Below are 12,036 nucleotides of genomic sequence, written 5' to 3'. Positions count from 1 at the left end.
ATTCCGAGATCCATGCCTTCACGATCCGATGATGTGTACTGTCAAGTCCATCGAGATTAACTGGCCTGACTCTGTAGTTTTGCTTCATGGATGTGCGGCGGTTGGCCTTGTTGCGTGAGCTGGCTCGGCGGTCAACGGTCACCGAGGTGGCCCGCGCGATGAGCGTGACGCCCACCGCGGTGTCCCAGCAGCTCAAGCTGCTCGAGGGCGAGGCAGGACTGCCCCTCCTGCGACGCGTCGGCCGTCGCGTCGAGCTCACCGCTGCGGGGCGGGAGCTCGTCGAGGCGTCGACGGACATCGAGGCGTCGCTGGCGCGGCTGCAGGGCCGCTGGGACGAGTACCGCGGCGCCCTGCGTGGCAGCGTGCGCCTTGCCGTCTTCCCCACGGCCGCCCAGCTGCTGCTGCCCGGGCTCGTGCGGCGGCTCCAGGGATCACCCGACGTCTCGCTCGACGTGATCGAGACGGACCTGCACGGCGACCGCTATCCGGAGCTCGTGGACGACGTCGACCTCGTCGTCGGTCACCATGCCACCGAGTTGGCGGCACCCGCGGTGGGACGGACTGCTCCCCGTGCCATCAGCCGACCGCCGCGCACGTGGCACGGCCTTGCCGTGACCGAGCTCCACGTCGAGCCCCTCGACGTCGCGGTTCCCCCCGGGCACCACCTGTCGGCGCGAACCGCGGTCCGGCTCGAGGACGTGCAGGACGAGACGTGGGTCAGCGTGCCCGAGGGCTGGCCCTTCGACGACGCCCTCCAGCGCTGGTTCGCGGCGGCCGGCCGCGAGCCCGCCGTGGCGCACCGGTTCACCGACCTGCGCCTGCAGGAGGCGTTCGTGGCAGCAGGCCTCGGCATCGCGCTGCTCCCCCGCTATGCCGCGGACGACCGCGATGGCCGGCGCCTCCGGCTGCTCGCCACGGCAGACCTCGCCCTGGGCCGCCGGGTCGCGGTGCTCGCCCGGCCCGACCACGCCGAGCGGGCGGTGACGAGACTCGTGCGGGACACCCTCCGCGCCGAGGCGGCCGCCCTCACCGCCCCCGCCGAGGCCGCGCCTCACCGGCGACCCGCAGCACCGCGAGGACGAGCAACGTCTGGCCCGTGATGTAGGTGAGCATCACCCAGAAGGGGTGAGCGGGCAGTGACACGTCCGCGAACGAGTTCAGGGCGATCAGGGAGTCGGACAGGACGAAGAGGGCTCCCCCGAGACCGGCCAGCCACCCGAGGCCCGTGGCGAGCACTGCCATCGTGCCCAGCGCCAGTCCGTAGAGGATGAGCGGCACGAGGAGGGAGCCCGCCCGAGCGTGACTGGCGGCGACGACGCGAGCGAGCCCAGCGGCATACGGCAGCAAGAGGATCGGCCGGCGGCGAACGATGCTCCCGCGCCAGTAGGGGAGGAACGCGACGGCGTAGGTGAGCTGTGCCAGCAGGAAGGCGCCGACCAGGACGAGGAAGGCGGCATCCCCGCCGACGAAGCGTGGGAGGGTGTCGCCCAGCCACGAGAACGCCAGGGCCAGGAGCGTGAGGCGCACGAGCCGGTGCTGCCGCGACGGTGCCACGCTCAGGAGCGCACCGGCCAGCGCGGGCATGAGGAGCACCTGGCTGGCGCCGGCGACGCTGCCCTCCGGGTCAACGAGCTGCGCGACGAGGTGCACGGCGCTGACGACCGCGAGCACGGCCCAGACTGGACGCATTGACGGAGCCTAGTGGAGCTTCTGCTCGAGCTGCCCCCGCGGCCCGAGCCGCCGAGATGGCGCGTCAGGCCGCGGCCGCGCTCAGCACTCGATGACGTTGACGGCGAGGCCGCCGCGAGCCGTCTCCTTGTACTTGACCTTCATGTCCGCACCCGTCTCGCGCATCGTCTTGACCACCTGGTCGAGCGACACGACGTGCGAGCCGTCGCCCCTGAGCGCCGTGCGCGCCGCCGTGATCGCCTTGACCGATGCGATGGCGTTGCGCTCGATGCACGGGATCTGGACGAGCCCGCCGACGGGGTCGCACGTCAGGCCGAGGTTGTGCTCCATCCCGATTTCGGCGGCGTTCTCGACCTGCTCCGGTGTCCCACCGAGCACGGCAGCCATGGCACCCGCCGCCATCGAGCACGCCGAGCCGACCTCGCCCTGGCAACCGACCTCGGCGCCGGAGATGGACGCGGTCTCCTTGTAGATGACGCCGATCGCCGCAGCGGTGAGCAGGAAGCGGACGATGCCGTCCTCGTCCGCGCCCGGCACGAAGTCGGCGTAGTAGTGCAGCACCGCCGGGATGATCCCGGCCGCGCCGTTGGTCGGCGCGGTGACGACACGTCCGCCGGACGCGTTCTCCTCATTCACGGCGAGCGCATAGAGCGTCACCCAGTCCATGCCGCGCAGCGGGTCCGTGCTGCCGCTCTCGAGCTTGAGCTTCTGGGCGAGCTCGGGCGCCCGGCGCCGCACCCTGAGGCCGCCGGGCAGGATGCCCTCGGTGCGGATGCCGTTGTTGATGCACTCCTTCATCACCGACCAGATGTGGAGCAGACCGGCCCGGACCTCCTCCTCGGTGCGCCAGGCCAGCTCGTTGTCCATCATGATCCGCGCGATCGACTTGCCGGTGGCACGGCAGTGCGCCAGCAGCTCGTCGCCGGTGCGGAACGGGTGCGCCACAGGCGTGGTGTCGGCGACGACCCGGGTCTCCCCGTCGGCGCCCTCACCGACGACGAACCCGCCGCCGACGGAGTAGTACGTGTGCTCCGAGACGACCTCGCCGAGCGCGTCGTAGGCGGTGAAGGTCATGCCGTTGGGGTGCAGTGGCAGCGTCTTGCGCCGGTGGAGGACGAGGTCGGTGTCCTCGTCGAACTTGATCTCGTGGTGCCCGAGCAGGGACACCCGGTGGTCCCGGCGGATCTGCTCGAGCTTGCCGGTGACGCTCCGGGGGTCGCACAGCTCGGGCCGCTCGCCGGACAGGCCGAGCAGCACGGCGGTGTCGCTGCCGTGTCCGTGGCCGGTGGCCCCGAGCGAGCCGAAGAGCTGGGCGAGCACGCGCGTCGTGCGTTGCAGGACGCTGTCGTCCCGCAGGCGCTCGGCGAACATCACCGCCGCCCGCATCGGACCCACGGTGTGCGAGCTCGACGGGCCGATCCCGATCGAGAAGAGGTCGAAGACGCTGAGCGCCATGGTCAGGCTCCTTGTGCGTGGCGGCGACCGGAGATCGCCTGGGCGTAGAGACGACCTGCTCGATACGAGGATCGCACGAGTGGCCCGCTCATGACCCCGGCGAAGCCGAGCTCTCGGGCGACGACGGCGAGCTCGTCGAACTCGGCCGGCTCGACCCAGCGGCTCACGGGGTGGAGCAGGGCCGAGGGTCGAAGGTACTGGGTGATGGTGACGAGGTCGCATCCGGCGCCGCGCAGGTCGGTGAGCGCCGCGACGACCTCCTCCGGCTCCTCCCCCATCCCGAGGATGAGGTTGGACTTCGTCACGGCACCCTGCCCAGCGGCATACGCGATGACCTCGAGGCTGCGCTCGTAACGGAAGCCCGGACGGATGCGCCGGAAGATCCGCGGCACCGTCTCGATGTTGTGCGCGAAGACCTCCGGACCGGAGGCGAGGACGACGTCGATGAGCTCGGTCCGACCGCTGAAGTCAGGGACGAGCAGCTCGACCCCGACTCCTGGCGTGCGGTCGTGGATCTCGCGGACCGTCTCGGCCCAGAGCCAGGCACCCTCGTCCTCCAGGTCGTCCCGGGTGACCCCGGTGACGGTGGCGTAGCGCAGCCCCATCTGCGCCACCGACTCGGCGACGCGCCGCGGCTCGTCACGGTCGAGCGGCTGCGGCTTGCCCGTCGCGATCTGGCAGAAGTCACACCGCCGCGTGCACTGGTCACCCCCGATGAGGAAGGTCGCCTCGCGGTCCTCCCAGCACTCGAAGATGTTGGGGCACCGCGCCTCCTGGCACACGGTGTGCAGGCCCGCCTGCTCGACGAGCCCCGCGACCTCGGTGTAGCCGGGGCCCGTGCGCAGCTGCTGGCGCATCCAGGCCGGCTTCCGCTCCAGGGAGGTGGCCGTGTTGGCCACCTCCACGCGGAGCAGGCGCCGGCCCTCGGGCAGGGTGCCGGTGGTGGTCATGACGAGAGCTCGGGCACAGCCGGGTAGAGCGGGTGCTTCGCCGCGAGCGCCTCGACCCGGCCACGGAGCAGGGCCGCGGTCTCGTCGTCGAGCTCACCCTGGAGCGTCTCGGCGATGATGTCGGCGACCTCGGTGAACTCGTCGGCGCCGAAGCCGCGCGTCGCGAGGGCCGGCGTGCCGATCCGCAGGCCGGAGGTGACCATCGGCGGGCGCGGGTCGTTGGGCACGGCGTTGCGGTTGACCGTGATGCCGATGCGGTGCAGGCGGTCCTCGGCCTGCTTCCCGTCGAGCTCCGAGTCGACGAGGTCGACGAGCACGAGGTGGACGTCGGTCCCGCCGCTCAGCACCTTGATCCCGGCGGCGCGGCTGTCATCGGCGGCGAGCCGGTCGGCGAGGATCTTCGCGCCCTCGAGGGTCCGCCGCTGCCGGTCCTTGAACTCCTCGCTGCCCGCGACGAGGAACGACACTGCCTTGGCGGCGACGACGTGCTCGAGCGGCCCGCCCTGGAGGCCGGGGAAGACGGCGCTGTTGATCTTCTTCGCGATGTCGGCGTCGTTGGTGAGGATGATCCCGCCGCGGGGGCCGCCGAGCGTCTTGTGCGTCGTCGACGTCGTGACGTGGGCGTGCGGCACCGGGTTGGGGTGCAGGCCGGCCGCGACGAGCCCGGCGAAGTGGGCCATGTCGACGAAGAGGTAGGCCCCCACCTCGTCGGCGATCGCGCGGAACTCGGCGAAGTCGAGCACCCGCGGGTAGGCCGACCAGCCGGCGATGATCATCTTCGGCTGGCGTTCCTGCGCGAGCCGGCGGACCTCGGCCATGTCGACCCGGCCGTCGTCACCCACGTGGTACGGCACGACGTCGAAGCTCTTGCCGGAGTAGTTGATCCGCATCCCGTGGGTGAGGTGACCACCGTGCGCGAGGTCGAGACCGAGGATCGTGTCACCGTGCTGGAGCAGCGCGAAGAACACGGCCGTGTTGGCCTGGGCGCCCGAGTGGGGCTGGACGTTGGCGAAGCCGGCGCCGAAGAGGGCCTTGACCCGGTCGATGGCGAGCTGCTCGACGACGTCGACGTGCTCGCAGCCGCCGTAGTAGCGGCGGCCCGGGTAGCCCTCGGCGTACTTGTTCGTCGCGACGGAGCCCTGGGCCTCCATGACGGCGAGCGGGGCGAAGTTCTCCGACGCGATCATCTCGAGCGTCGACTCCTGCCGGCGCAGCTCGGCGTCGAGGGCGGCGGCGACGTCGGGGTCGACCTGGGCGAGGTGCTGGTTGAGCAGGTTCATCCCGCCACCCCTCACGCGCTCTCGACGACGGCACGGTAGCCGTCGGCGTCGAGGAGGTCGTCGAGGCCGTCGGCCACGCGGACGCGGAAGAGCCAGCCGCCCTCGAAGGACTCGGCGTTGACGAGGCTCGGGTCGTCGACGACCGCGGCGTTGACCTCGGTGACCTCACCGGTCAGCGGGGCGTAGAGGTCGCTGACCGACTTCGTCGACTCGACCTCGCCGCAGGTCTCCCCGGAAGTGATGGTGGAGCCGGCCTCGGGCAGGTCGACGTAGACGACGTCGCCGAGGGCCTCGGCGGCGAACTGGGTGATGCCGACGGTCGCGATGTCACCGTCGGGTCCTGATTCAACACGGACCCACTCGTGGTCCTTCGTGTACTTGAGGTCGGCGGGGATGGTGGTCATGGGAATCTCCTGGAAAGTCTTGGTGGGGGGACGCGCTCAGCGGGAGCGCTTGTAGAAGGGCAGGGCGACGACCTCGGCGGGCACGCGCGTGCCGCGGACGTCGACGTCGAGGCGGGTGCCGGGCTCGGCGAGCGCCTGGTCGACGTAGGCCATCGCGATCGGGTAGCCGAGGGTCGGCGACGGGGCACCGCTCGTCACCTCGCCGACGGTCTCGCCGGACGCCGGGTCGACGACGGGGTAGCCGTGCCGCGGGGCGCGGCGTCCCTCGGGCCGCAGCCCGACCCGGACGCGAGCGATCGGCTGCTCGGAGACCGCGGCGAGCGCGTCCCGCCCGACGAAACCACCCGGCTTGTCGAGCTTGACGACGCGACCGAGCCCAGCGGCATACGGCGTCGTGGCGGTGCTCAGCTCGTTGCCGTAGAGCGGCATGGCGGCCTCGAGGCGCAGGGAGTCGCGGCACGCGAGGCCGGCGGGGATGAGTCCGCGCTCCGCACCTGCGGTCGAGAGCGCCTCCCAGATGGCGGGGGCGTCGGCGGGGTCGGAGAAGATCTCGAAGCCGTCCTCGCCGGTGTAGCCGGTCCGCGCGAGCCGCGCCGGTCGGCCGGCGACCGTGGTCTCGAGGATCGCGTAGTACTTGAGCGCCGGGAGGTCGGCGTCGGTCAGCTCGGAGAGGATCGCCGAGGCCTCCGGGCCCTGGATCGCGACGAGCGCCCAGTCGTCCCTGCGGTCCTGCACCTCGGCGTCGAAGCCGTCCGCCCGCTCCTGGAGCGCGGTGAGGACGGTCTCGGCGTTGGAGGCGTTGGCGACGACCATGTAGCGGTCGTCCTCGAGGCGGTAGACGATGAGGTCGTCGAGGATGCCGCCGTCCTCCTGGCAGATCATCGTGTACTTCGCCTTCGTCACGGCGATGGCGCTGATGTCACCGACGAGGGCGTGGTCGAGGAGCGCGGCGGCCTGCGGGCCGACGACCTCGATCTCGCCCATGTGGGACAGGTCGAAGAGGCCGGCGGCGTTGCGCACGGCGTGGTGCTCGGCGAGCTCGCTGCCGTAGCGCAGCGGCATCCGCCAGCCGGCGAAGTCGGTGAACGAGGCACCGAGGGATTCGTGTATGCCGCTGAGCGCGGTCTGTCGGGTCATGGTTCCCTGCTCTCGGGTCGGGTTCTCAGGCGGTTTCGCCGGTCAGTTCTCGAAGGCTTCGGGCGCGGGGCACGAGCAGACGAGGTTGCGGTCACCGTGGCTCTGGTCGATGCGCCCGACCGGCGGCCAGTACTTCGTGTCGCTGATGCCCGCGGGGTAGGCCCCGTCCTCGCGGGAGTAGGCGCGGTCCCAGTCGCCGACGAGCGAGCGGGCCGTGTGGGGCGCGTGGCGCAGAGCGCTGTCGGCGGCGGCGACCGAGCCGTCGATGACGGCGTCGATCTCGGCGCGAATGGCGATCATCGCGTCGATGAAGCGGTCGATTTCGCCGAGGTCCTCCGACTCCGTCGGCTCGACCATGAGCGTGCCCGCGACCGGGAAGCTCATCGTCGGGGCGTGGAAGCCGTAGTCGATGAGGCGCTTGGCGACGTCGTCGACGGTGATGCCCGACTCCTTGGTCAGGGGCCGCAGGTCGAGGATGCACTCGTGCGCGACGAGGCCGCCCTCGCCCGTGTAGAGCGTCGGGTAGTGCGGGGCGAGCCGGGCGGCGATGTAGTTGGCCGCGAGGACCGCGACCTTCGTCGCCTGGGTCAGGCCCTCGGCGCCCATGAGCCGGACGTAGGCCCAGCTGATCGGCAGGATGCTCGCCGACCCGAAGGGGGCGGAGCTGACCGGGCCGACACCGTCACGGCGGGCGGGGTCCGGGTGGAACGGGTGGCTCGGCAGGAACGGCACCAGGTGCTGGGCCACGGCGACCGGGCCCACGCCCGGACCGCCGCCGCCGTGCGGGATGCAGAAGGTCTTGTGCAGGTTGAGGTGCGAGACGTCGCCACCGAACGAGCCCGGGGCCGCGAGGCCGAGGAGCGCGTTGAGGTTGGCGCCGTCGACGTAGACCTGGCCGCCATGGGCGTGGACGACCTCGCAGAGCTCGGTGATGCCCTCCTCGTAGACGCCGTGCGTCGACGGGTAGGTCACCATGATCGCGGCGAGGCGGTCGGAGTGCTGCTCGCACGTGGCGCGGAGGTGGTCGAGGTCGACCGTGCCGTCCTCGGCCGTCTTGACGACGACGACGCGCATGCCGGCCATGACGGCCGAGGCGGCGTTGGTGCCGTGCGCGCTCGCCGGGATGAGGCAGACGTCGCGCTGCTCCTCGCCGCGGGAGCGGTGGTAGCCACGGATGGCGAGGAGCCCGGCGAGCTCGCCCTGGCTGCCGGCGTTCGGCTGGATCGACACCTTGGCGTAGCCGGTCACCTCGGCGAGCCACGTCTCGAGCTCGTCGACGAGCCTCGTGTAGCCCGTGGCCGAGGCGGCGGGGACGAACGGGTGCAGGCCGGCGAAGCCGGGCAGGCTGATCGGCTCCATCTCCGTCGTCGCGTTCAGCTTCATCGTGCACGAGCCGAGCGGGATCATGCCGCGGTCGAGGGCGTAGTCCTTGTCGGAGAGGGAGCGCAGGTAGCGCAGCATCTGCGTCTCCGAGTGGTGCGCGGAGAAGACCGGGTGCGTGAGGTAGGCCGAGGTCCGGAGGAGGTCCTCGGGGAGGCGGTCGCCGGCCGTGGCCTCGGGGGTGAGCTCGGCGTCGCTCGCGCCGAAGGCCGCGAGGACGTCGGTCAGGTGCTGCACGGTGGTCGTCTCCGCGGTGGAGATGCCGACGTGGTCGGCGTCGACGTGGCGCAGGTGGACGCCCCGCTCGGCGGCCACTGCGACGACCTCCGCAGCGCGGCCCTCGACGCGGGTCAGCACGGTGTCGAAGAAGGCGTCGTGGACGACCTCGATGCCGGCCTTGCCGAGAGCGTCGGCGAGGGCGACGGCCTTGCCGTGCACGTCCGAGGCGATCGCCCGCAGGCCCTCGGGACCGTGGTAGACGGCATACATCGAGGCGACGACGGCGAGGAGGACCTGCGCGGTGCAGATGTTCGACGTCGCCTTGTCGCGGCGGATGTGCTGCTCACGAGTCTGGAGGGCGAGGCGGTACGCCGGGCGGCCGGCCGAGTCGACGCTGACGCCGACGAGGCGGCCGGGGATCGAGCGCTCAAGGCCCTCGCGGACCGCCATGTAGCCGGCGTGCGGGCCGCCGTAACCCATCGGCACGCCGAAGCGCTGGGTCGAGCCGATCGCGATGTCCGCGCCCCAGTCGCCGGGGGCTGCGAGCAGGGTCAGGGCGAGCAGGTCGGCCGAGGCCGCCACCAGGGCACCGCGCTCGTGGGCAGCCGCCGTGAGCTGCGAGAAGTCGCGCACCGCACCGGAGGCGCCGGGGTACTGGACGACGACACCGAAGAACTCCTCGGCCGGGAGGCCCTGGCTGAGGTCGGCGACGTGGACCTCGACGCCGATCGCCTCACAGCGCGTCCGGAGGACGGCGAGGCTCTGGGGAAACAGGTCGGCGTCGACGACGATGCGCTCGGCCTTGACCTTGCTCGTCCGGCGCATGACGGTCATGGCCTCGGCGACGGCCGTCCCCTCGTCGAGGAGGGACGCGTTGGAGGTGCCGAGGCCTGTGAGATCCGCCACCATCGTCTGGAAGTTGATCAGGGCCTCGAGACGGCCCTGGCTGATCTCCGGCTGGTAGGGCGTGTAGGCGGTGTACCAGGCCGGGCTCTCGACGACGTTGCGCCGGATCACGGCGGGCGTGATGGTGCCGTAGTAGCCGAGGCCGATCATCGCCTCGGCGTCGTCGTTCTGCGCCGAGATGGCACGGAGCTCCGCCTGGACCTCGGCCTCGGTGAGGGGCTGCGGGAGGTTGAGGGCGGCGGCGTTGCGCACACCCTTGGGGACGGCGCGGTCGACGAGTGCCTCGAGGGACTCGTAGCCAAGCTCGGCCAGCATCTTGGCCTGGTCATCGGCAGTGAACCCGATGTGGCGCGAATGGAACTCGGTCCGGGTGTGCGGCAGCGGAGAATGGTGCGTCATTGCGGGAGGCTCCCTGGTCGGTGCGCGCGTCAGTGCGCGACTGGATGGGTCACCTCCCCGCTCTGTCATGGGACCTGAGAGCTTCACCCCCGCGCGGGGGCTTGCACCGTGGGTGCAGGACCGGGGTCCTGCTTTCCAGAGTTCGCCTCACCGCAACGGTCATGGTGGCCTGAGAGATTCTGGGGAGAAGTTGCTCCTTCGGCGTCCCGACCAGCTGGTCGGGAACTCTCCCGCTGCGATTCGAATGGCGGATATGGAGTTGTCGCGCTCACGGTAGGCGTCGTCCGGGCCGCCGTCAATGCGTTGCCCGCAATGTGGTGAATAACTGTTCAAAAAACATCCGCATCGCGGACGGGGGGCTTGTGCGCGGGAGGCCGCGGGTCTACCGTCCCGACGTCATCTAATTGAAAACTTGCCATCGAGCTGTGGCGGGAGAGTCCGCCGTCCTCACCCAGGACGGAGGGCGCCGAAGGAGCAACTCCTCCCCGGAATCTCTCAGGCCCCCGTACCGCCACCGGCTGGGCAACTCTGAAAAGCTGCCGGGCCACCGTCCCGGCACACCGACGGTGCAAGCGGGTTGACCCCGTGAATCTCTCAGGTCCGATACAGAGCGGGGAGGCATCACCCATCCTCTGCCGGAACGGACCGGATCATGCCTCAACTCAGCAACGGCGCTGACACTTTGACCGCGCCCCCCGCACCACCCGTCACCCCGCCGGCCCCGGCAGTCGGGGCCGAGAGCCCGCACCTCGCGCGCTCGCTCTCCAACCGCCACATCCAGCTCATCGCGATCGGCGGCGCCATCGGCACCGGCCTCTTCATGGGCTCGGGCAAGACGATCTCGCTCGCCGGGCCCTCGGTGATCTTCGTCTACATGATCATCGGCTTCATGCTCTTCTTCGTCATGCGGGCGATGGGCGAGCTGCTCCTGTCCAACCTCAACTACAAGTCGTTCACCGACTTCGCGGCGGACCTGCTCGGTCCGTGGGCCGGGTTCTTCACCGGCTGGACGTACTGGTTCTGCTGGATCGTCACGGGTATCGCCGACATCGTCGCCATCGCCGGCTACGTCACCTACTGGTGGGCGGACCTGCCGCTCTGGATCCCCGCCGTCGCGGCCATCACGCTCCTGCTCGGCCTCAACCTGCCGACCGTCAAGGCGTTCGGCGAGACCGAGTTCTGGTTCGCGCTCGTCAAGATCATCGCCATCGTGACGCTGATCATCGTCGGCATCGTCATGGTGTTCAGCTCCTTCAAGGCGCCGAACGGCGCCGAGGCCTCCTTCACCAACCTGTGGAACGACGGCGGCATGTTCCCGACCGGGGTCATGGGCTTCGTCGCGGGCTTCCAGATCGCCGTGTTCGCGTTCGTCGGCCTGGAGCTCGTCGGCACCACCGCCGCGGAGACGAAGAACCCGGAGCGCACCCTGCCGAAGGCGATCAACTCCATCCCGATCCGCATCATGCTCTTCTACGTGGGCGCGCTCGTCGTCATCATGGCCGTCACCCCGTGGCGTGAGGTCGTGGCCGACAAGTCCCCGTTCGTGGGCATGTTCAGCCTGGCCGGCCTCGGCATCGCCGCCTCGGTGATCAACTTCGTCGTCCTGACCTCTGCTGCCTCCTCGGCCAACTCCGGCATGTACTCGACGTCCCGGATGATCTACGGCCTGGCCCTCGAGGGCGACGCCCCGTCGCGCTTCAGCCGCCTGACCAAGCGCAAGGTGCCCGCGAGCGCCCTCGTCTTCTCGTGCACGTTCCTGCTCGGCGGCGTGGCCCTGCTCTACGCCGGGTCGTCGATCATGGAGGCCTTCACCCTCGTCACGACGATCTCGGCCCTGCTGTTCATGTTCGTCTGGACGATGATCCTCGTGTCCTACCTCGCCTACCGGAAGAAGCACCCGGAGCGGCACGCGGCGTCGGCCTTCAAGCTGCCCGGTGGCGTCGTGATGGTGTGGGTCGTGCTCGGCTTCTTCGGCTTCCTCCTCTGGGCGCTGACCCAAGAGGCGGACACCCTGCGCGCGCTGATCGTCACGCCGGTCTGGTTCGTCGTCCTCGGCGTGGCCTGGGCCATCATGCGGCGCCGCCCGGGTCACGTAGCCCGTTACGAGGCCTTCCGCCGCGGCCTCAAGGAGTCGAGCGAGTCCGCCTCCAAGGTGTGACGCGTCCATGAGTTCGGCCAGCCGCCCACCGTCGTCGACGGTGGGCGGCTTCGGTCTGC

General features: G+C 70.6%; 9 protein-coding genes and 2 riboswitches. Of the genes, 2 read left to right on the top strand and 7 right to left on the bottom strand.

The window, feature by feature from the left end; all coding sequences use genetic code 11:
• Positions 1-86: 86 nt before the first annotated feature.
• Complete coding sequence (locus tag OO014_RS08055) at positions 87-1,100, top strand: LysR family transcriptional regulator (protein ID WP_272461784.1); 1,014 nt, start codon at positions 87-89, stop codon at positions 1,098-1,100.
• Here OO014_RS08055 and OO014_RS08050 read toward each other — a convergent pair.
• The 7 genes from OO014_RS08050 to gcvP all read right to left on the bottom strand — a co-directional run bounded on the left by OO014_RS08050 (position 1,027) and on the right by gcvP (position 9,819).
• A complete protein-coding gene (locus tag OO014_RS08050; RefSeq protein WP_272461783.1) occupies positions 1,027-1,689 on the bottom strand; it encodes a lysoplasmalogenase in 663 nt (220 codons plus the stop codon). The genes OO014_RS08055 and OO014_RS08050 overlap by 74 nt on opposite strands.
• 81 nt (positions 1,690-1,770) lie before the next feature.
• Positions 1,771-3,144 carry an L-serine ammonia-lyase gene (locus tag OO014_RS08045; protein WP_272461782.1) on the bottom strand — a complete coding sequence of 458 codons (1,374 nt, stop codon included), beginning with the start codon at positions 3,142-3,144 and terminating at the stop codon, positions 1,771-1,773.
• 2 nt (positions 3,145-3,146) lie between these two features.
• Entirely contained in the window at positions 3,147-4,094 is a 948-nt protein-coding gene (gene lipA / locus OO014_RS08040) for a lipoyl synthase (RefSeq protein WP_272461781.1), read from the bottom strand.
• Positions 4,091-5,374, bottom strand: a complete 1,284-nt coding sequence (gene glyA, locus OO014_RS08035) for a serine hydroxymethyltransferase (RefSeq protein ID WP_272461779.1) — start codon at positions 5,372-5,374, stop codon at positions 4,091-4,093. Before glyA ends, lipA begins: the two co-directional genes overlap by 4 nt.
• Positions 5,375-5,385: 11 nt before the next feature.
• Entirely contained in the window at positions 5,386-5,778 is a 393-nt protein-coding gene (gene gcvH / locus OO014_RS08030; protein ID WP_272461778.1) for a glycine cleavage system protein GcvH, read from the bottom strand.
• 36 nt (positions 5,779-5,814) lie between these two features.
• A complete protein-coding gene (gene gcvT / locus OO014_RS08025) occupies positions 5,815-6,915 on the bottom strand; it encodes a glycine cleavage system aminomethyltransferase GcvT (protein ID WP_272461777.1) in 1,101 nt (366 codons plus the stop codon).
• Between the two features lie 42 nt (positions 6,916-6,957).
• A complete protein-coding gene (gene gcvP / locus OO014_RS08020) occupies positions 6,958-9,819 on the bottom strand; it encodes an aminomethyl-transferring glycine dehydrogenase (RefSeq protein WP_272461776.1) in 2,862 nt (953 codons plus the stop codon).
• 146 nt (positions 9,820-9,965) lie between these two features.
• Positions 9,966-10,062, bottom strand: a riboswitch (glycine riboswitch).
• A 176-nt stretch (positions 10,063-10,238) separates the two neighbouring features.
• Positions 10,239-10,340: riboswitch (glycine riboswitch) on the top strand.
• 131 nt (positions 10,341-10,471) lie between these two features.
• Here gcvP and cycA point away from each other — a divergent pair.
• A complete protein-coding gene (gene cycA, locus OO014_RS08015) occupies positions 10,472-11,977 on the top strand; it encodes a D-serine/D-alanine/glycine transporter (protein WP_272461775.1) in 1,506 nt (501 codons plus the stop codon).
• Positions 11,978-12,036: the final 59 nt, after the last annotated feature.

The organism is Intrasporangium calvum, assembly GCF_028446585.1.
Classification (GTDB): Bacteria; Actinomycetota; Actinomycetes; order Actinomycetales; family Dermatophilaceae; genus Intrasporangium; species Intrasporangium calvum_A.
Note: the sequence above shows the minus strand (reverse complement) of the source record. Positions and strands in the feature narration are given on the sequence as shown.

Coding starts and splice junctions, on each gene's coding strand:
- gcvP (WP_272461776.1), bottom strand. CDS start 9,819: ATGACGCACCATTCTCCGCTGCCGCACACCCGGACCGAGTTCCATTCG.
- OO014_RS08045 (WP_272461782.1), bottom strand. CDS start 3,144: ATGGCGCTCAGCGTCTTCGACCTCTTCTCGATCGGGATCGGCCCGTCG.
- lipA (WP_272461781.1), bottom strand. CDS start 4,094: ATGACCACCACCGGCACCCTGCCCGAGGGCCGGCGCCTGCTCCGCGTG.
- gcvH (WP_272461778.1), bottom strand. CDS start 5,778: ATGACCACCATCCCCGCCGACCTCAAGTACACGAAGGACCACGAGTGG.
- cycA (WP_272461775.1), top strand. CDS start 10,472: ATGCCTCAACTCAGCAACGGCGCTGACACTTTGACCGCGCCCCCCGCA.
- glyA (WP_272461779.1), bottom strand. CDS start 5,374: ATGAACCTGCTCAACCAGCACCTCGCCCAGGTCGACCCCGACGTCGCC.
- OO014_RS08050 (WP_272461783.1), bottom strand. CDS start 1,689: ATGCGTCCAGTCTGGGCCGTGCTCGCGGTCGTCAGCGCCGTGCACCTC.
- gcvT (WP_272461777.1), bottom strand. CDS start 6,915: ATGACCCGACAGACCGCGCTCAGCGGCATACACGAATCCCTCGGTGCC.
- OO014_RS08055 (WP_272461784.1), top strand. CDS start 87: ATGGATGTGCGGCGGTTGGCCTTGTTGCGTGAGCTGGCTCGGCGGTCA.